18 protein-coding genes are annotated in these 18,496 nt (G+C 53.1%); 16 read left to right on the forward strand and 2 right to left on the reverse strand.

Annotated elements, in window-relative coordinates; translation table 11 throughout:
- The first annotated feature begins 43 nt into the window (after positions 1-43).
- The 9 genes from sad to ACLHV9_RS12130 all read left to right on the forward strand — a co-directional run bounded on the left by sad (position 44) and on the right by ACLHV9_RS12130 (position 10,404).
- Positions 44-1,432 carry a succinate-semialdehyde dehydrogenase gene (gene sad, locus ACLHV9_RS12090; protein WP_407220539.1) on the forward strand — a complete coding sequence of 463 codons (1,389 nt, stop codon included), beginning with the start codon at positions 44-46 and terminating at the stop codon, positions 1,430-1,432.
- 107 nt (positions 1,433-1,539) lie between these two features.
- Positions 1,540-3,129: a methyl-accepting chemotaxis protein gene (locus ACLHV9_RS12095; RefSeq protein ID WP_407220540.1), complete on the forward strand. Its 1,590-nt coding sequence runs from the start codon at positions 1,540-1,542 to the stop codon at positions 3,127-3,129.
- Between the two features lie 62 nt (positions 3,130-3,191).
- Complete coding sequence (gene glsB / locus ACLHV9_RS12100) at positions 3,192-4,118, forward strand: glutaminase B (protein WP_407220542.1); 927 nt, start codon at positions 3,192-3,194, stop codon at positions 4,116-4,118.
- Positions 4,118-4,474 (forward strand): DUF4186 domain-containing protein, encoded by a 357-nt coding sequence (locus ACLHV9_RS12105; protein ID WP_028017410.1) that lies wholly within the window; start codon positions 4,118-4,120, stop codon positions 4,472-4,474. Before glsB ends, ACLHV9_RS12105 begins: the two co-directional genes overlap by 1 nt.
- A 112-nt stretch (positions 4,475-4,586) precedes the next feature.
- Positions 4,587-6,026 (forward strand): diguanylate cyclase, encoded by a 1,440-nt coding sequence (locus ACLHV9_RS12110; RefSeq protein WP_407220543.1) that lies wholly within the window; start codon positions 4,587-4,589, stop codon positions 6,024-6,026.
- Between the two features lie 119 nt (positions 6,027-6,145).
- The gene (locus ACLHV9_RS12115; protein WP_028017408.1) at positions 6,146-7,111 is read left to right on the forward strand and encodes a sensor domain-containing diguanylate cyclase; all 966 of its coding nucleotides are present in this window, start codon (positions 6,146-6,148) and stop codon (positions 7,109-7,111) included.
- Positions 7,112-7,193: 82 nt separating this feature from the next.
- Positions 7,194-7,721, forward strand: coding sequence for a GNAT family N-acetyltransferase (locus ACLHV9_RS12120; protein ID WP_129325025.1), 528 nt, complete (start codon positions 7,194-7,196; stop codon positions 7,719-7,721).
- 116 nt (positions 7,722-7,837) lie between these two features.
- Positions 7,838-9,289: a tagaturonate reductase gene (locus ACLHV9_RS12125; RefSeq protein WP_407220546.1), complete on the forward strand. Its 1,452-nt coding sequence runs from the start codon at positions 7,838-7,840 to the stop codon at positions 9,287-9,289.
- Positions 9,290-9,489: 200 nt separating this feature from the next.
- The gene (locus ACLHV9_RS12130; RefSeq protein WP_238934275.1) at positions 9,490-10,404 is read left to right on the forward strand and encodes a bestrophin family protein; all 915 of its coding nucleotides are present in this window, start codon (positions 9,490-9,492) and stop codon (positions 10,402-10,404) included.
- Here ACLHV9_RS12130 and ACLHV9_RS12135 read toward each other — a convergent pair.
- A complete protein-coding gene (locus ACLHV9_RS12135; protein WP_049005513.1) occupies positions 10,392-10,940 on the reverse strand; it encodes a GNAT family N-acetyltransferase in 549 nt (182 codons plus the stop codon). The two genes, ACLHV9_RS12130 and ACLHV9_RS12135, sit on opposite strands and share 13 nt — an antisense overlap.
- A 177-nt stretch (positions 10,941-11,117) precedes the next feature.
- Here ACLHV9_RS12135 and ACLHV9_RS12140 point away from each other — a divergent pair, with 177 nt between their 5' ends.
- The 7 genes from ACLHV9_RS12140 (at position 11,118) to ACLHV9_RS12170 (ending at position 17,729) form a co-directional block, all read left to right on the forward strand.
- Positions 11,118-12,080: a hypothetical protein gene (locus ACLHV9_RS12140; protein ID WP_028017403.1), complete on the forward strand. Its 963-nt coding sequence runs from the start codon at positions 11,118-11,120 to the stop codon at positions 12,078-12,080.
- Positions 12,080-12,667 carry a hypothetical protein gene (locus tag ACLHV9_RS12145; protein ID WP_108089917.1) on the forward strand — a complete coding sequence of 196 codons (588 nt, stop codon included), beginning with the start codon at positions 12,080-12,082 and terminating at the stop codon, positions 12,665-12,667. Before ACLHV9_RS12140 ends, ACLHV9_RS12145 begins: the two co-directional genes overlap by 1 nt.
- 74 nt (positions 12,668-12,741) lie before the next feature.
- Positions 12,742-13,182: a GNAT family N-acetyltransferase gene (locus tag ACLHV9_RS12150; protein ID WP_108089916.1), complete on the forward strand. Its 441-nt coding sequence runs from the start codon at positions 12,742-12,744 to the stop codon at positions 13,180-13,182.
- A 145-nt stretch (positions 13,183-13,327) separates the two neighbouring features.
- On the forward strand, positions 13,328-14,323 hold the full coding sequence (locus ACLHV9_RS12155; RefSeq protein WP_108089915.1) for an alpha/beta fold hydrolase: 996 nt from the start codon (positions 13,328-13,330) through the stop codon (positions 14,321-14,323).
- A gap of 44 nt (positions 14,324-14,367) precedes the next feature.
- Entirely contained in the window at positions 14,368-15,108 is a 741-nt protein-coding gene (locus ACLHV9_RS12160; RefSeq protein WP_108089914.1) for a response regulator, read from the forward strand.
- Entirely contained in the window at positions 15,105-16,403 is a 1,299-nt protein-coding gene (locus ACLHV9_RS12165) for an ATP-binding protein (RefSeq protein ID WP_108089913.1), read from the forward strand. The genes ACLHV9_RS12160 and ACLHV9_RS12165 overlap by 4 nt, the downstream gene beginning before the upstream one ends.
- Positions 16,404-16,538: 135 nt before the next feature.
- Complete coding sequence (locus ACLHV9_RS12170) at positions 16,539-17,729, forward strand: cytochrome c biogenesis protein/redoxin (RefSeq protein ID WP_407220548.1); 1,191 nt, start codon at positions 16,539-16,541, stop codon at positions 17,727-17,729.
- A gap of 4 nt (positions 17,730-17,733) precedes the next feature.
- On the opposite strand, the gene tam is transcribed toward ACLHV9_RS12170, so the two are convergent.
- Positions 17,734-18,492, reverse strand: coding sequence for a trans-aconitate 2-methyltransferase (gene tam, locus ACLHV9_RS12175; RefSeq protein WP_049005519.1), 759 nt, complete (start codon positions 18,490-18,492; stop codon positions 17,734-17,736).
- Positions 18,493-18,496 lie beyond the last annotated feature (4 nt).

Raw genomic sequence — 18,496 nt, forward strand, 5'->3', positions numbered from 1 at the left:
GAGTGGGCCACAATTAATCAACCGTTTTAACGTGGAGAACATCATGACTTATTCACCTGCAACACATGCCCTCTCTGTGAACCCGACGACGGGGGAAACGCTCGCAGCCTGGCCGTGGGCAACCCAGGAGGAGGTTGAACACGCGATCTCACTGTCTGACGCGGGTTTTCGTCAGTGGCGACGCGAAAGCGTTTCACACCGTGCGCAGAAACTACGCGATCTCGGCGCAGCGCTGCGCAACCGTGCGGAAGAGATGGCGCAGACGATCTCCCGGGAAATGGGAAAACCCATTCTGCAGGCGCGGGCGGAAGTGGCAAAATCCGCCGGTCTGTGCGACTGGTATGCTGAGCATGGCCCGGCGATGCTGCGCGCGGAGCCCACGCTGGTGGAAAACCAGAAGGCGGTGATTGAGTACCGACCAATGGGACCGGTTCTCGCGGTGATGCCGTGGAACTTCCCGCTCTGGCAGGTGCTGCGCGGTGCGGTACCGATCCTGCTCGCCGGGAACAGCTATCTGCTTAAGCATGCGCCAAACGTCCTCGGTTCAGCCGATCTTATTGCGCAGATTTTTGCAGACGCAGGGTTTCCTGAAGGCGTTTTTGGTTGGGTGAATGCCACTAATGATGGCGTGAGCCAGGTGATTAACGATCGTCGTATTGCGGCAATTACCGTAACCGGCAGCGTGCGTGCCGGTGCGGCGATTGGCGCCCAGGCCGGGGCGGCGCTGAAAAAATGCGTGCTTGAGCTGGGTGGTTCCGATCCGTTTATAGTTCTCAACGATGCCGACCTCGATCTTGCCGTGAAGGCGGCGGTGGCGGGTCGCTACCAGAACACTGGACAGGTGTGTGCGGCAGCAAAACGCTTCATTGTGGAAGAGGGTATTGCGGATACCTTTACTCAACGTTTTGTCGATGCGGCTTCTGCGCTGAAGATGGGTGCTCCGGATCGGGAAGAGAACTATATTGGCCCGATGGCGCGTTTTGACCTGCGCGATGAACTGCATCAGCAGGTGCAGGCCACGCTGGCTGAAGGGGCAACGTTGCTGCTGGGCGGGGAGAAAATCAGCGGTGAGGGCAATTATTATGCCCCGACCGTACTCGGCAATGTGACGCCTGAGATGACGGCCTTCCGCCAGGAGCTGTTTGGTCCGGTCGCGGCCATTACGGTTGCGAAAGACGCGGAGCACGCTCTGACGCTTGCCAATGACAGCGACTTTGGTCTGTCAGCAACCGTCTTTACCGCTGACGCAGCGCTTGCGGATAAATTCTCGCGCGAGCTGGAGTGCGGCGGCGTGTTTATCAACGGCTATAGCGCCAGCGACGCGCGCGTGGCCTTTGGTGGCGTGAAGAAGAGTGGATTTGGCCGCGAGCTTTCCCACTTTGGGCTGCACGAGTTCTGCAACGTGCAGACGGTGTGGAAGGATCGCGTGTAATTTATTCGGCCCTCATCACGAGGGCCGTTGTCATTTCTTTGCAATGGTTCTGTCATTTTCATTTCGTAGACTCGCACGCGTCTAACGCATTGTTAATGAAGAAAATCATGAACCTAACGCAAATTTTACGCCGTATTGCGCAGCGTGTTATCCCTCGTCACTTTGGCCTGCTGACGGGTATTTTTTGTATTATTGGCCTTTTCTCCGCGCTGCAGCTCTCCTCTTCATTTTTGCTTAACGCCTCACTGAACGAAGCCCAACGCAACGAGCAGCAAAATCTGCTGGCGTATCAGCAACAGAGTAAGCTGGATCTGGCCCGCGTTTCCCTGCTGGCAGCAAGCGATCTGCTTAACCGGTCCGGCGTCTGGTTTATGCAGGATAAAGAGACCGGCTCCGACGGAAGCTGGCATAGCCTGATGGATGACGCGCAAAAGGCGCTGACGGTTTCTCAGCAGGCATGGAAGGCCTGGCTGGCGCTCAATCCGCCGAAAGATGAAGCCCTGACGAACAGCTATCAGCTGTTCTACGGCGCGATCAAAGAGCAGGCGGAAGGTCTGGTCAAAACCAACACTATCGACGCGTTTTTTGCCGTACCGGCTCAGGCTTTTCAGACAGACTTTAACGACAATTACGCGCGCTACCAGCAAGCCAGCGAGCAGCAGGCTGTGCAGGGCCGCCAGACGTTGATGGCGCAGCTTTCCGGTCTGCAAACGTTGTTCCTGTTTGCTCCGGTTCTGTTACTCGCCATCGCTATTGCCGTCTGGTTCGGCATGTCCCGATGGGTGATTACGCCGTTGCGTCGGTTGATTGCGCATATCAACCGACTGGCTGCCGGAGATCTCTCCGGCATCCCGCCGGGTGTCATACGTTTCAACCGGGAAATAGGGCAGCTCAGCGACAGTATTGCCACCATGCAGCAGGGTTTGCAGCAGCTGGTGTCTGAGGTCAGCAATGCGACCACCTCTATGGTTAAGAACATTGGTGCCCTGGCGCAGGGCAACCAGAAGCTGTATCAGCAGTCGGCACGTCAGGCGAAAGAGCTTGAGGACGTGACGGCGCATATTGCGGCACTGGAAACGCATGTAGAAGGGAACACCGGTTACGCCAGACTCGCCAGCTCGCGAGCTGATGAAGCGCGCCAGGCGGTAGTTGGCGGAGATCGGATGATGTCTGCCGTTAATGCCTCTATGCAGGCGATCGTCGACCGATCCTCAGAAATGCGCGGGATCGTGGCAATGATCGACAGCGTGGCGTTTCAGACCAATATCCTGGCGCTGAATGCCGCCATCGAGGCTGCCCATGCCGGGAACCAGGGGCGGGGATTCGCCGTCGTCGCAAGGGAAGTCGGACTGCTGGCCAGAAAGAGCAGTCATTCGACGCAGACTATCCAGGAGCTAATCAATCGCTCTTTGCAGGGCATTGAAGACGGTTCCCGCGCCGTTAACCTGATGGAGGAGAACTTGCAGCAGGTCACCGGTCTGGTGGGCAATTTAAGCAGTCTGCTGAATGAGATCTCAGCCGCCACGCTCAGTCAGGGAGAGAGTATTCATCGGATGACGAGCCAACTTCAGGCGCTTAATCAGGTCTCCCGTCAGACGGATTTACTGGTCTCTGACGCCTCGGATTCCTCAGTACGGCTGCAAAAGCAATCCGATCTTTTATTGCAGGCGGTTTCGCGTTTTCGTCTTAGCGCCTGACGCAATACATTAGCCTCTGTTATACTCGCAGCCCGTTTTAGCCTGAGGGCAAGGAGCAAAGTGTGGCTGCGGTCATCCATAATGAGATGTTGGACGAGATTCTGGCGCAGGTTCGTCCGTTAATTGGAAAGGGGAAGGTTGCCGACTACATTCCGGCCCTTGCCTCGGTCAGCGGGAATAAACTTGGCATCGCTATCTGCACCCTGGACGGACAGCGATACCAGGCAGGCGATGCAACTGAACGTTTTTCCATTCAGTCCATTTCCAAAGTGCTGAGTCTGGTTGCAGCTATGCGCCAGTATGAAGGTGACGAGATCTGGCTGCGCGTGGGTAAAGATCCTTCCGGCCAGCCTTTTAACTCACTGCTGCAGCTTGAAATCGAACAGGGTAAACCGCGAAATCCCTTTATCAATGCCGGGGCGCTGGTGGTCTGCGACATGTTGCAAAGCCGCCTTAGCGCGCCGCGTCAGAGAATGCTTGAGATTGTTCGCCAGCTTTCAGGCGTAGACGATATCGCCTACGATCCGGTGGTTGCGCGCTCGGAATTTGAACACTCCGCCCGCAATGCCGCCATCGCCTGGCTGATGAAATCCTTCGGCAATTTCCATAATGACGTGGCGACTGTTCTGCAAAATTATTTCCATTACTGCGCCCTGAAAATGAGCTGCGTTGAGCTGGCTCAGACATTCCTGTTCCTGGCGCACCAGGGGCACGCTCCGCATCTTAACCAGCCGGTGGTTTCGCCTCTGCAGGCGCGTCAGATTAATGCGCTGATGGCAACCAGCGGGATGTATCAAAACGCTGGCGAGTTTGCCTGGCGCGTCGGCCTCCCGGCAAAATCGGGCGTTGGCGGCGGTGTGGTGGCAATTGTGCCTCATGAAATGGCGATTGCCGTCTGGAGCCCGGAGCTGGATGAAACGGGGAATTCACTTGCCGGTGTGGCGGTTCTGGAAAAACTGACCCAGCGTCTTGGGCGTTCCGTGTACTGATGCCTGACCTTGACCCTCTCTTTTCCCGCCTGGCGCGATCGACTTTTCGTTCGCGCTTTCGCTTAGGTGATAGGGAAAGACAGTACTGCTGGGACAAAGGTGCCGAAACCATCGATCGGCATGCCGCTGACTTTGTAGAAAAGCGCCTTGCTCCGGCCTTGCCGGTAAATGATGGCAAACAGACACCGATGCGTGGTCACCCGGTGTTTATTGCCCAACATGCTACGGCCACCTGTTGTCGGGGTTGTCTGGCAAAATGGCATAACATTCCGCAGGGTGTTCAGCTTACGGCGCAGCAACAGCATTATATCGTCAGCGTGATCCACCACTGGCTGGTGCTCCAGATGAACACCTAAATTTGACGAGTTATGATCCCGTTGTAATTGTGTTATAGATGCATCCTAAGTTAGTCCCGATCATGCTGACGACCGCAGTAATTGCCATAAGCAACATATGGAATGATATTTAATGCGTTCTGCTCTTACCGCTTTCAGGCTGTTCCAACCCGATACGCCGCTGCGAAATGCGTTGGCGATTTTTATTCTCACCACCTTATTCTATTTTGTGGGGGCGGAATTACGGCTGGTTGAGGCCTTGTCGCTGTTCTGGCCGCTGAATGGCGTCATGGCGGGGATCTTTGCCCGTTATGTCTATCTGAATCGCCTGCATTATTACGCGGTGTCGTATGTTGCTATGCTGACGTACGACGCAGTGACGACCAACTGGGGAATGGCCTCAGTGGTGATTAATCTGTCTAATATGATCTTTATCGTTGTTGTCGCCGTGCTGGTTCAGCGCGACAGACGGTTAATGAAGAAAACCCCCGACCCGCTCAACGCGTTACGTCTGTTTAACTACTGCCTGATTGCCGCGCTGCTTTGTGCGTTGCTCGGTGCGGTGGGGTCAGTGGGGATTGATAGTCACACCTTCTGGCCGCTGTTTGCCGACTGGTTTAGCGAACAATTCTCAACCGGCGTGCTTGTTGTGCCTTGTATGCTCACGTTACGTATGCCCCTGCGTGAATTCAGGTTACGTCTTGAACAGCTCTTGCCGGTGATTGCCTTGATCGTCTCGGTGGTTGCATCGGTGGTGATTGGCGGGGCGGGGAGTCTCTCATTTCCTCTTCCTGCGCTTATCTGGTGTGCGGTTCGCTACTCATTGCCTGCGACCTGTCTGCTGACGTTTATCACGGGCGCGACTGAAATCATTCTGGTCGCCAACTCGATTATTAATATTGCCGTGGCGACGCCGTTTACGACGCCGATGATGTTTTCAGCCCGTCTGGGGATCGCCACAATGGCAATCTGCCCGGTGATGGTATCCGTCAGCATGGCAGCGATTAACTCCCTGATTCGCCAGGTTTCTCTCAGGGCGGATTACGACTTTTTAACGCAGGTTTACTCGCGTTCCGGGCTTTATGAGGCGTTAAAGCGTGAAGAAACGCACCGCCATTCACGTTTTCTGACCGTCATGCTGCTGGATATTGATTACTTCAAAAGCATTAATGATAACTACGGCCATGAGTGCGGTGATCGTGTGCTCGCGTCGTTCGCCCAGCAGGTTCAGGAAGTCGTTGGTGAAGATGGGATGGTGGCGCGAATGGGCGGAGAAGAGTTCGCGGTGGTGGTAAATTCTGGCGACGCACAGAATGGTTTTGAACTGGCTGAGCGTATCCGGTCCACTGTTTCCAGTCACCCTTTTACATGGCGTCAGCAAGCGCTCCATCTGACGGTCAGTATTGGCCTGGGGAGTGGCAAGGCTGAGTCATGGCAGTTGACTGAGGTCTTCAACAAACTGATGGCCGAAGCGGACGATCATCTCTATCGTTCAAAAAAAGCGGGTCGAAATCGTACCAGCGCCCGGGTGTCGGACGAGCAAATTGCCGCGACCTCCGGGAGTGAAACATAGCTGCGTTAATCGTCATAAGGCATTGACGTGAATAGTAAGCGACTTAGCAGGATGTTAGAACACTGACAATGTCCCTGTTTAAGCTACGCTTTGAGTAACGCTTTACGTCAGGAGACATTATGAAAGCACCTGCAATCCCTGAAAATGAAACGGAACGTCTTAACTCACTGCGTGAGTCTGGTTTGCTCGAGATTGACGGTTCCCCATCGTTTGACCGCTTAACACGACTGGCAAAGCGATTCTTCCAGGTGCCGCTTGCGATGGTCAATCTTATTGATGAACATGCCCTGATCGTTAAATCAGCCGATGGGCAGGCACCCGGCAGTGTGCCACGTAACATCTCATTTTGTGGCCATACGATCCTTACCGAAGCGCCGCTGGTGGTGGGAGATATGCTACAGGACGATCGTTTTGCTGATAATCCGCTGGTGGCAGGCGAACCCGGTGTTCGTTTCTACGCGGGCTTCCCGCTGCGCCTGCGTGACGGCGCAAGCGTTGGTTCGCTATGCCTGATTGATTACGCTCCCCGGGAGTTTTCTGACGCCGACCTTGCTGTCCTGGGAGACCTTGGCGCACTGGCGGAAGATGAATTTGCTGCCATCAGCGCGGCGACCACGGATGAATTAACCGGGCTATTCAACCGTCGGGGTTTTAATCAACTCGTGCGTTTCACGCTTTCCGTTGCCCGGCGCCGGGCCGAGCCGCTGACGCTCGGCTGGCTGGATTTGGATCGCTTTAAGGAAATTAACGATCGCTTCGGGCATGAAGAGGGGGATAAGGCGCTGAAAGCCATGGCGCAACTGATGCGTGCTTCTTTCCGTGAAGCGGATCTGCTGGTTCGTTTTGGCGGGGACGAGTTCGCCGTGCTGTTTGCGGATACGGATGAGCAGGGCGCCTGGATTGCCATGCAGTATCTCGTCGAGCAGGTAGAAAACTATAACGCCCGCAAGTTACACCCCTGGTCGCTTCACTTCTCATGGGGGCTAAGTGAATTCGATCATAACGGCAACGACCTGCAGCAGTGGTTAAAAGATGCTGATGAAAAGATGTATGCCATGAAACAGCAGCGCCAGCGCGCCCGGTGACATAACAAAAGCCTATGTCCGATCCGTTTGCGTTAAGAAGATGTTAAATGCACAGTGAGCGTATTCAACGTAAGGAATAACAATGAATACCTCACTGCAAATCAAAAGCCTCACCCGCGAAGACATTCTCACCCATATTGATGCCCTGGCCGGGATCCTCGAAAACTGTGTCAACGGCGGCGCATCCGTCAGCTTTATGCTTCCCTTTAGTCTGGAGAAGGGCCGCTCTTTCTGGCGCGGTGTTGCTGAAAGCGTAGGGCGCAATGAGCGCCTCGTGCTGGCCTGTGTCGACTTGCAGGACGGCATCATCGGAACGGTGCAGTTAATCACAGACCAGCCGGAAAACCAGCCGCATCGCGCCGATGTAGCGAAGCTGCTGGTTCATGAGAAAGCGCGTCGGAAAGGGGCCGCGATGGCGCTAATGGAAGCGCTTGAAGTTCAGGCCAGAGCCAGAGGCATTTCCGTGCTGGTGCTTGATACTTCCACAGGTAGCGGCGCCGAGACGTTTTACCAGCGCGCTGGCTGGCAAAAGGTCGGCGAGATCCCACGCTATGCTCTTATGCCGGACGGTGCCATGACGGCCACGTCCGTGTTCTACAAGTTCCTGTAATTATTTTGCACAACTGCACTGGGATTGATCAAAACAGGGTTTCTGGTCGTCAGGTTTTGATAAGTTATCGTACCAATCTTATCAGGCTGTATGACTAATTATAAAAGGAACCTAAAGTGGACACTCTCAACCGTCGTGATTTTCCCGGTGCGCAATATCCTGAACGTATCATTCAGTTTGGTGAAGGCAATTTCCTGCGTGCGTTCGTCGACTGGCAACTCGATTTGTTAAATGAACATACCGATCTTAACGCTGGTGTGGTTATCGTTCGTCCTATTCAAAGTGACTTCCCGCCGTCGCTTAGCACACAGGATGGCCTGTATACCACGATTATTCGTGGCCTGAATGCGCAGGGTGAGGCGGTGAGCGATGCCCGTCTTATCCGTTCCGTTAACCGGGAGATCAGCGTCTATAGCCAGTATGATGAGTTCCTGAAACTGGCTCACAACCCGGATATGCGCTTTGTTTTCTCGAATACCACCGAAGCCGGGATAAGTTATCACGCCGGTGACAGATTTGAAGATGCCCCCGCAGTGAGTTACCCGGCGAAGCTCACGCGATTGCTGTTTGAGCGTTTCAGTCACTTCAACGGCGCGCCAGACAAAGGCTGGATAATCATTCCCTGTGAATTGATTGACTACAACGGTGATGCACTTCGTGAACTGGTGTTGCGCTATGCGCAAGAGTGGGCGCTGCCTGCCGCTTTTCTCCGCTGGCTGAACGAGGCCAACAGCTTCTGTTCGACGCTGGTCGACCGTATTGTGACCGGTTATCCGCGTGACGAAGTGGCCACGCTGGAAGCTGAGCTGGGTTATCACGATGGGTTCCTGGATACGGCTGAACATTTCTATTTATTTGTCATTCAGGGACCGGCATCCCTTGCCCGTGAGCTTTGCCTGGATAAATACCCGCTAAATGTGCTGATTGTTGATGACATCAAGCCATACAAAGAGCGAAAAGTCGCGATTCTGAACGGTGCACACACGGCGCTGGTGCCGGTGGCATTTCAGGCAGGGCTGGATACGGTAGGTGAGGCGATGAATGATAGCGACGTTTGCGCCTTCGTCGAGAAAGCGATTTATCAGGAAATTATTCCTGTTCTGGATCTACCGCGTGATGAACTGGAATCTTTCGCCAGCGCGGTAACAGGTCGGTTCCGTAATCCTTACATCAGGCATCAGTTGCTCTCTATTGCGCTCAACGGCATGACCAAATATCGCACTCGTATACTGCCGCAGCTGCTGGCAGGGCAGAAAACGACAGGTAAATTACCTGCACGCCTGACATTTGCCTTAGCGGCACTGATGGCGTTCTATCGTGCAGAGCGTAACGGGGAACGCTATCCGGTGCAGGATGATGCACACTGGCTCGAACGTTATCAACAGCTGTGGGCGCAGCATCACGATAAGCAGATCAGTACCCGTGAGCTGGTGCAGGCGGTATTGAGCGTAAGTGAGCACTGGGAGCAGGATCTCACTCAGGTTCGTGGCCTCGTAGACCAGGTGACACTGGATCTTGATGCCATTTTGTTGAAAGGAATGCGCTCAGCGGTAAAACCGCTTTGCTAAGGACGTTACCCGGCTTCGGCCGGGTTTAATAACAACACCATTTAGTTACAACATACTATTATGCCTGTTTTAAAATTCAGATGCAGCACCGTGCGGTTAAAGCTAAACAGGTGTGAAAATTCAATGTTCCATTAACATGCTTGCAACCGTGTGGGGGATCACGTTTAATAACCACGCTCTTTTCTTTTCTGAAACTCACTATGATTGTTCGTCCTAAGCAGCACTGGCTGCAAATGATTTTTGTCTGGCATGGCTCAGTACTGCCTAAAATCTATACCCGACTGTTACTTAACTTCCTGTTATCTATCGCCGTGATCGTGATGCTACCGTGGTATACCTCTCTCGGCATCAAATTTACGGTTGCGCCATTTAGCATTCTCGGCGTGGCGATCGCTATCTTTTTAGGTTTCAGAAACAACGCCTGTTATTCGCGCTACGTTGAAGCTCGCCTGCTTTGGGGGCAACTGATGATAGCGGCCCGCTCTCTGTTTCGCGAGGTAAAAAACACACTACCAGACGATAAGTATCTGGGTGAATTTGTCCGCCTGCAGATTGCCTTCGCCAACTGTTTACGCATGACCCTGCGCCGGGAAATGAACGCCGGTCAGTTGTCTCGCTATCTTGCCGCAGATGATTTAAAAAAAGTGATGGAAGCCAACTCGCCGGCGAACCGTATTTTGCTGATCATGGGAGAGTGGTTGGCTGTTCGACGTCGTAACGGACAACTATCAGACATTCTTTTCCACAGTCTGAATAACCGTCTGAACGACATGTCCATCGTTCTGTCTGGGTGTGAGCGTATTGCGACGACCCCAGTGCCGTTTGCGTATACGTTAATTCTGCACCGTACGGTGTATCTGTTTTGCATCATGCTGCCGTTCGCGCTGGTTGTGGACCTGCATTACATGACGCCGTTTGTCTCTGCGCTGATTTCTTACACTTTCATCTCGCTGGATGCACTGGCGGAAGAACTGGAAGACCCGTTTGGTACAGAAAATAATGACCTGCCATTGGACGCCATCTGCAACATGATGGAACGCGATCTGCTGCAGATGAACGATGAAGAGACTATTCCTGACAGGCTGATGCCGGATAAACATTATCAGCTGACCTGACGGGCGTTCCACTCGTCGCGGGTGATCTCCCACAGCTCAGAATCCAGTATTCCGCTGACGTACGCTTTCTTTTCTGTCCTGATAAGCCGCATGCCGCTACTGTCCGAAATACGTCGGGAGCGGCTATTTGCAGCGGCTTTTGGCGCACGCAATACCGACTTGTTCAGTGTATTAAACCAATAATCCGTTGCTGCAATACTGGCCTCACGCATAAATCCCTGACCCTGAAACTCCGGAGCCAGCCAAAAACCACGGTTATTATCTTCGACATCGTAAAGGCAGATAATGCCCATCAGTTCATCGGGAACGTCGCGACGGCGGATGCTCCAGAACCAGGCAATTCCTTTTGCCATATCCGGCAGCGCCACATTATTGACATAGTTTTCCGCGCCGTTATCCGGGTAGGGCCAGGGTACAGAAGAGACCATATAGCGGACGATCTCCCAGCGCGGATAAAGCTTCTGTATCTGGACGGCATCTTCGGCAACCAACGGTTTTAGCAATAGGCGTTCTGTCGTGAGAGTCGGTATCGTCATCCGCGGATCTCCATATTTAAGCGTTATGCTTTTGTTTGGGTTCTGATATTTTCACTTCTATCACATTCTATTTGGTTGCGTTATAAGTAATTTACTACCAAAATTTTGCTTTGCATTCCGAACGGTTACAGTCAGATAGGTTGAGTTCAACTTATCCACACGCAAAAGGAGTATTGTATGGTTTTGCCTGGAATGAACCCTGAGAGAAATCTCCCCGGCTATGATTTTGCACGCATTGCAGGGCTTGGGGCTGCAGATTTTGATTTCAACGCGCTAGGTTCCGCTATGGACTGTAATCGCGAATTTGCTAAGGCCGGGATCATTTATTCTGACGGTGCTCAACGCTACCTGGTTCGATCTGGGCAACGTCATGCTAATGGGCAAAGTGGCATTGTAACCCATGTTATTGTAACTAAAGCAACATCCCAACCATCCGCTTCTATCGTAGGTAAATCCTTGACTGATGCAGTGACATCCACATCCATGGGAACTGAGCTAGCATCAACGGTACTTTCATGTGGTGCGATGATCATTACTGGAGGCGTGATGCTTGCGGGCACTGCAGCAACACCTATTACCGCAGGAGGCAGTGGCGTCTTAGTGGCTATTGGCTACGCTGGTACCATCGCCACTGGGTTGCAATGTGTTAATGGCCTTTATCGTATCTATGATTTGGTTGAAAACGGTGGCGGAAATGTTGCCTGGCTCGATACGCAAGAATGGTACGTAGCAACCTCTACATCACTGGATTTAATTTCGTTAGCAAGTGCCGGAGGTGCATTAAAAGAAGCGATTACCACCTGGCGTGCAATGAAATCCATATCTTCTTTGAAAGCCACTGAGTGGTTGAAAAACTATCCTCGTCAGGATCGCGCTCGTTTGACCGAATTGATAATTCGCGCACAAAACCCGGGTATAAGTAACAAAGAGATTAAAGCTCTTATTCGCGCAGGTCTTTATCCGAAACGCTTTCCTACCGGACCGGTTCAGATAGAACTCACTCGACAACTTGGACAAGTGGTCACAAGTGCCGCGGCTCTGGCTGGGAGTGCAGTGAGTGGAGTTGTTGCAGCGCCCAGTAACATACCACGGACCGGTAAATACATTATCGGTACCATCCAGTCGCTGGCGGTATTCTGATGAGGTTTCTGAGTTTTTTAACCGGACGGGTTTTCCTGGATCTTCTGCAGCATGGCAGAGAGATAGAGGAAGCTATTGCTCGTCGTGATCCTCGTTTGTTGAACTATTCCACTCCCGAGATGGAACAGTATTTTTCTCGTCCCCTTAGCGAGTTGCCGCGTCAAAATCCTTACCCGGTAGCCACGTTGTTCCCTCTGTTTTTAGTGGTGTTTGCGTTTAACCTTTTGCCTTTTCTCCATACTATGCAGGGGTTATCTCCATTAAATCATGCACTGAGCTTTTTCGTACCATCATTAATAATGACAGGCGCGCTCATTGTTATAAGCGCGCTTCTGGCACGAGGGGCAACGTCGGGATTGCTGGGGTTTATGACGCTGTTCATAGTTATGCTGGTACTAACCCTCGTTCAGACGCTATATCTTCTGCTTTCCCATGACGGAAGTCTTTGGCCACTAGTCATCGCATTCTCCGCACTGTTACTTTGTCGGGTAGTAATGAATAGCAGTGGTTTTGTGCTGTTTACGCTGTATTGTCGTACTCAGCGTCTTGCCAGGCTGGCACGTGAAATGCGGTTAAAAATCCGTTAAAGAGGTGATGTGACGTTACCGAAAACTAAGTCGGGTTTTGATAATGGCGAACTCTTTGTAATACGAGGAAATACATGGCTGTCACGGTAAGAGCTTTACGCGCAGATGATTATTCTCAATGGCGTCCCCTGTGGGATGGCTATACCCATTTTTATGACTGCTACCTTGAGGAATCTGTTACCGCATCGACATGGGAAAGGGCGTTATCAGATCGTTCACAGATGTTCTGCCGCGTAGTAGAGAAGAACGAAAAGGTCATCGGTTTTGCGATGTGCATTCTGCACGAAGGAACCTGGTCGACAGCGCCCATTTGTTACCTGGAAGATCTGTTTGTCGATGCCACCGAGCGCGGGGCGGGAGCCGGAAAGGCGCTCATTGATGCCCTGATAGAGGAAGGCAAGCGGGAAGGGTGGTCAAAACTATACTGGGTCACCCGGGAGAACAATCCGGCGCGTAAACTCTATGATAAATATGGTGAAGCTGACGATTACGTCCGCTATCGCCTCTCCCTGTAAATCTGTAACGCCTGTGTTTGTATCACACTGTATCAGCGCCCCGGATACATACACAGGCTTGCAATAAACCCGCTTTCGCACATATCCGCTATACATTGAGGTGTTGTTATATCCCCGTGAAATGTACTCAACCGGAGATACCAACATGTTCAGCAAACTCGCGTACTCAACCCTCGCACTGACCGTTTCTCTTGGCACTGTGATGTCCTGTCAGGCCGAAGCCACCGGCACAGACTTCGCGTCAGCTTTTGATCATCCACTGCAAATTAACGCCGGCGATCTGAATGTCGGTTATGTCGACATCGGCCCCAAAAATGGTCAACCGGTCATTTTATTACACGGCTGGCCTTACGATATTCACAGCTACGCCGAGGTAGCGCCTGCGCTGGCGGCCAAAGGCTACCGGGTGATTGTGCCTTCTCTGCGCGGCTACGGCACCACGCGCTTCCTGTCTGCAAAAACGCCGCGCAACGGCCAGCCTTCGGCGATGGCGAAAGACATTGTTAACCTGATGGACGCTTTGAATATCAAACAGGCGGTGTTCGCGGGATACGACTGGGGTGCCCGTACGGCGGATATCGTTGCGGCGCTTTGGCCAGAGCGCGTTAAATCACTGGTGTCGGTGAGTGGATATCTCATCAGCAGCCAGCAGATTGGCAAACAACCGTTGCCGCCAAAAGCCGAACAGCAGTGGTGGTATCAGTTCTATTTCGCCACCGAGCGTGGTGCTGAAGGCTATGCCAAAAACACGCATGATTTCGCGCGCTTAATCTGGTCGCAGGCATCGCCTGACTGGAAATTTAGCGATGCAGCCTTTAACGCCAGCGCCAAATCCCTTGATAACCCGGATCACGTCGCAGTGACGCTCAGCAACTATCGCTGGCGTTTAGGGCTGGAAAAAGGGGAGCGTAAATACGACAGCTACGAGCAAAAACTGGCGACTTTGCCGAATATTACCGTCCCGACCATTACCATTGAAGGCGGAAATAACGGTGCGCCGCACCCGGCACCGCAGGCCTATGCAGGTAAATTTACCGGTAAATATGAACACCGCACCTTCGGCGCAACCGTGGGGCACAACCCTCCTCAGGAAGATCCACAGGATTTCGTCAAGGCTGTTATCGACGCGGATAAGCTGTGATATGTGCTATTTTCAATACGTTACCCCTCAGTCAGGAGAGTTCGGTGGAGCATATTGATCATATCCTTGTCGTCGATGACGACAGGGATATTCGTGAACTGATTGTCGACTATCTCATTAAGTCCGGTTATCGCGCGACCAGTGCGGCAAACGGTAAAGAGATGCGTGCCGTGCTGGATAAACAGCATATCGACCTGGTAGTGCTGGATGTCATGATGCCCGGTGATGATGGACTCACCCTGTGTCGACAGCTTCGCAGCGGCAAACACAAAGATTTGCCCATCCTGATGCTGACGGCGCGCAGCGAAGAGACGGACAGGATCCTGGGACTGGAAATGGGGGCGGATGATTACGTTGTGAAGCCGTTTGTCGCCCGTGAGCTACTGGCACGTATCAAAGCAATTTTGCGGCGGTTTCGCACAATGCCGCCCAATTTACAGGTGACCGAGGCAGGACGACTGGTGATGTTTGGTGAATGGCAACTGGATACCGTCGCCCGCCACTTAATTGACCCGGAAGGGGTGATCGTGGCGCTCAGCGGGGCGGAGTATCGCCTGCTGCGCGTATTCCTCGACCATCCTCAACGTGTTCTCTCCCGGGATCAGTTACTCAACCTGACGCAAGGGCGAGACGCCGAACTGTTTGAACGTTCTATCGATTTGCTCGTAAGCCGGGTTCGCCAGCGTCTGAATGAAGATGCACGCACGCCTGCCTATATTAAAACCGTGCGCAGTGAAGGCTATGTTTTTACCATGCCCGTGACAATCAAAGAGGTTAATGAATGACGCTTTGGCCACGCTCACTGCTTGCCCGACTGCTGATCATTGTGCTTGCGGGTCTCTTGCTGGCCAACGCCCTGAGTATGACGCTGGTCATGGTTGAACGAATGCACAGTGCCCGCACGGTGATGCTCGGTAATCTGGAATACGATGTTGCAACCAGCGTGGCCATTTTAGACCGGTTACCCGCCAGTGAACGCGCGGCCTGGCTTCCGCGACTTGAACGGGGTAACTATCGTTATATCCTCGGTGCAGGTGAGCCTGGCGCCGCGCCGACGGATAAGCGTTCTCAGGATGCCATCCGAACGTTAAAAGAGACCCTCGCGGCTGACTATCCGCTCAGTTTTACCGCGGTTCCGGGTTCTGTTTCCCATATTCAGGCACATCTCACATTGCACGATGGCTCGCCGCTGACCATTGACCTGATCCCCCGAATGCCGCCGGTCGCAAGCTGGCTACCTGTTGTTCTCATCCTGCAACTTTTGCTCCTTGCTGCCTGCTCCTGGATCGCGGTGCGACAGGTGATACGGCCTTTTTCACAATTTACCCATGCGGTAGATACGCTGGATCCTTCGGCAAATGCTCCCATGAAAGAGAAGGGACCGGTTGAAGTACAACGAGCAGCGCATGCCTTCAATGCAATGCAGGCTCGCATCCAGTCCTATATCAAAGACCGCGCGCAGATCCTCGCCTCCATTTCTCACGATCTCCAGACTCCAATAACACGCATGAAACTGCGTGTCGAAATGGCTGAACAACCTGAGCTTCGCGACAAGCTATTAAATGACCTTGATAACATGTCGCGTCTGGTGCGGGAGGGGATTGCATATGCCCGTTCATCAGAATCACTGGAAGAGACGTCGCTGAAACTGGAGTTGAACGCGTGGGTGAATAGCATAGCGTGCGATTATCAGGACATCGGTAAAAACGTGCAGTTTCAGGCAAGCGAGGCTCGTTTACCCGTTGTTACGCGCCCGCAGGCGCTTCGTCGGGTGATGACTAATTTGCTGGATAACGCTCTGAAATTCGGCGAGCGTGCCGTCATCGCTATAGATGATTCGTCTACCGAAGAGGTGGTCATTCACATCATGGACGGTGGGCCGGGAATACCCGAGGCCGAGCTCGCGGCCGTGTTGCAGCCTTTTTATCGGGTTGAAACATCGCGCAACCGTGACACCGGCGGAACCGGGCTTGGTCTGGCTATTGCCGCGCAGCTCACCGCCCAACTCGAAGGAAAGCTGAAGCTGGTAAACCGCGCAGAGGGAGGGCTCGACGTCTCCATTGCACTGCCTCGACGCTAATTGTACGGCTTTGTATCTCTCAGGGAGACAGATACAGAGCCAGACAAAACCTCAGGTTTTACACATATCCTGAACACATCGGTACGATGAAATAGCCTCACTGCAGCGTTGCAGCATCTGTCATGTGAGGTCACTATGTTTCTGATAATCGCTTTTTTAGGTGGGATGATAAGCCTGCTCAGTCCATGTACGCTCCCGGTTATTCCGCTCCTGTTCGCCGGTTTTCAAGGGCAACGACGACATATTCTGGCGCTCTTTGCAGGGATGATCGTGATGTTCACCCTGGTGGCGATGGCCGTCACCGTCGCCAGCGAGTGGATTGCAGAGGCAACCATTATCGGGCGCTGGGTCGCGCTTGTCATTCTGGCTATCGCCGCGCTGAGCTTAATCTCTCCATCCTTTGCCCGGCGTATTGCGCAGCCTGCCGTCAGCGTGGGAAATGCCCTCAATACCCGGAGCGGGCAAACGCGCGGTATAGCATCGGCTTTTCTGGCCGGACTAGCCGTGGGGTTGCTCTGGTCTCCCTGTGCCGGACCGATTCTGGGCGCCATTTTCAGCATTAATATTGCGGGGAATTCAGCCATTGCGACAGGGGCTCTGCTGGCCGCCTATGGCAGCGGATGCGCGCTGATGCTGGGATTGCTTATTATCGGCGGGCGCAAACTGATGGCACCGCTGAGAGCAAAGTCGGCGCTGATGGAGAGATTACGCCAGGCTGCGGGGGGCGTGATGCTAGCGGCTGTGGCTTTGAATGCAACAGGCGTAACATCCATATTGAAAGGCGCTAACGGCGTTGCCGACTATCTGGAAACATCGTTGCTGAATCTGGCAAAACCGGCAACCACACCGGTGAAGCTTCAGCCAGTCGTGATGGCTGAGCCCAGCAGTCAGTTACCTTCGTTAAGCGGCGGAACAGGGTGGATAAATGGTGACAGTGTCACGTCTGAATCGCTGCGCGGTAAGGTAGTGCTGATCGATTTCTGGACATGGGACTGTATCAACTGCCAGCATACGCTCCCGCATGTGCGTGACTGGGCGACAAAATACCAGTCACAGGGTCTGGTGGTGATTGGGGTTCACACGCCCGAGTACCCCTGGGAAAAACCGCTTTCCTCGGTAAAAAATGCGGTTAATAAGTGGCAGTTGCCCTATCGGGTTGTGACCGATAACAACTATCAAATCTGGAATGCTTTCGGCAACCAGTACTGGCCCGCACATTACTATTTTGATGCTAAAGGGCTGTTACGCTACACCTCTTTTGGCGAAGGCAACTATGAACAGCAAGAGAAGGTCATTCAACAGCTGCTCAAAGAAGCCCGCTCATAACCCATCAGGGCTGACGTTTAGCAACAATAAACAGCCGTGGAAAAGCCAGCAGTATCTGCCCGTTTTCCTGGAGCGGATACTGCTCTACCAGTAGTTCATGGTAGCGTTTCAGAAAATGTTTCTGCTCGCTCTCATTCAGCTCCTGCAGCCAGGGGCGCAAACCGGTGGCGCTGACCCAGTCAATAATGGCCTGGTGAGAGCTCATTTTATGAAAATACGTTGTCCGCCAGATATCTACGTCGCAACCGGCTTCTGACAAAATATCAAAATAGGCATGTACGCCGGGCAACGGTTCACGACCACGATCGGGGTAATCTTGCTCCAGCGCCACTTCACGCATCGCCACATGGGTGGGTTCGAGCCAGTTGTCAGGCATCTGGATCGCCAGCACGCCATTTAACATAAGCAAAGAGACAAGGTGAGGCAGGAGATCGTAATGGTCAGGGATCCATTGCAGCGATGCATTAGCGTAAATCAGACTCAGCGGCTGGCCGGGCTTATACTGGCGAATATCGGCTTCAACAAAATGGCAGTCAGGTAACGCCTTGCGTGCTTCTTCCAGCATCGCAGGTGAATTATCAACCCCAGTGATATGTGCCGATGGCCAGCGATGCTGTAACAGGGCAGTACTGTTGCCTGGCCCGCAGCCCAGATCAACGATGGAGGAGACGTCATCCAGTGGAATTCTGGCGAGCAGTTCAGCGGCAGGACGCGTTCGTTCTGCACCATATTGCAGGTAAAGAGAAGGGTTCCAGTCAGCCATAGTC

It is taken from the genome of Enterobacter sp. CPE_E890, assembly GCF_046521475.1.
GTDB lineage: Bacteria > Pseudomonadota > Gammaproteobacteria > Enterobacterales > Enterobacteriaceae > Enterobacter > Enterobacter adelaidei.

Bases quoted from the DNA above. Each gene is read 5' to 3' on its own strand.
- sad (WP_407220539.1), top strand. From the start codon at position 44: ATGACTTATTCACCTGCAACACATGCCCTCTCTGTGAACCCGACGACG.
- ACLHV9_RS12095 (WP_407220540.1), top strand. From the start codon at position 1,540: ATGAACCTAACGCAAATTTTACGCCGTATTGCGCAGCGTGTTATCCCT.
- ACLHV9_RS12105 (WP_028017410.1), top strand. From the start codon at position 4,118: ATGCCTGACCTTGACCCTCTCTTTTCCCGCCTGGCGCGATCGACTTTT.
- ACLHV9_RS12110 (WP_407220543.1), top strand. From the start codon at position 4,587: ATGCGTTCTGCTCTTACCGCTTTCAGGCTGTTCCAACCCGATACGCCG.
- ACLHV9_RS12115 (WP_028017408.1), top strand. From the start codon at position 6,146: ATGAAAGCACCTGCAATCCCTGAAAATGAAACGGAACGTCTTAACTCA.
- ACLHV9_RS12120 (WP_129325025.1), top strand. From the start codon at position 7,194: ATGAATACCTCACTGCAAATCAAAAGCCTCACCCGCGAAGACATTCTC.
- ACLHV9_RS12130 (WP_238934275.1), top strand. From the start codon at position 9,490: ATGATTGTTCGTCCTAAGCAGCACTGGCTGCAAATGATTTTTGTCTGG.
- ACLHV9_RS12135 (WP_049005513.1), bottom strand. From the start codon at position 10,940: ATGACGATACCGACTCTCACGACAGAACGCCTATTGCTAAAACCGTTG.
- ACLHV9_RS12140 (WP_028017403.1), top strand. From the start codon at position 11,118: ATGGTTTTGCCTGGAATGAACCCTGAGAGAAATCTCCCCGGCTATGAT.
- ACLHV9_RS12145 (WP_108089917.1), top strand. From the start codon at position 12,080: ATGAGGTTTCTGAGTTTTTTAACCGGACGGGTTTTCCTGGATCTTCTG.
- ACLHV9_RS12150 (WP_108089916.1), top strand. From the start codon at position 12,742: ATGGCTGTCACGGTAAGAGCTTTACGCGCAGATGATTATTCTCAATGG.
- ACLHV9_RS12155 (WP_108089915.1), top strand. From the start codon at position 13,328: ATGTTCAGCAAACTCGCGTACTCAACCCTCGCACTGACCGTTTCTCTT.
- ACLHV9_RS12165 (WP_108089913.1), top strand. From the start codon at position 15,105: ATGACGCTTTGGCCACGCTCACTGCTTGCCCGACTGCTGATCATTGTG.
- ACLHV9_RS12170 (WP_407220548.1), top strand. From the start codon at position 16,539: ATGTTTCTGATAATCGCTTTTTTAGGTGGGATGATAAGCCTGCTCAGT.
- tam (WP_049005519.1), bottom strand. From the start codon at position 18,492: ATGGCTGACTGGAACCCTTCTCTTTACCTGCAATATGGTGCAGAACGA.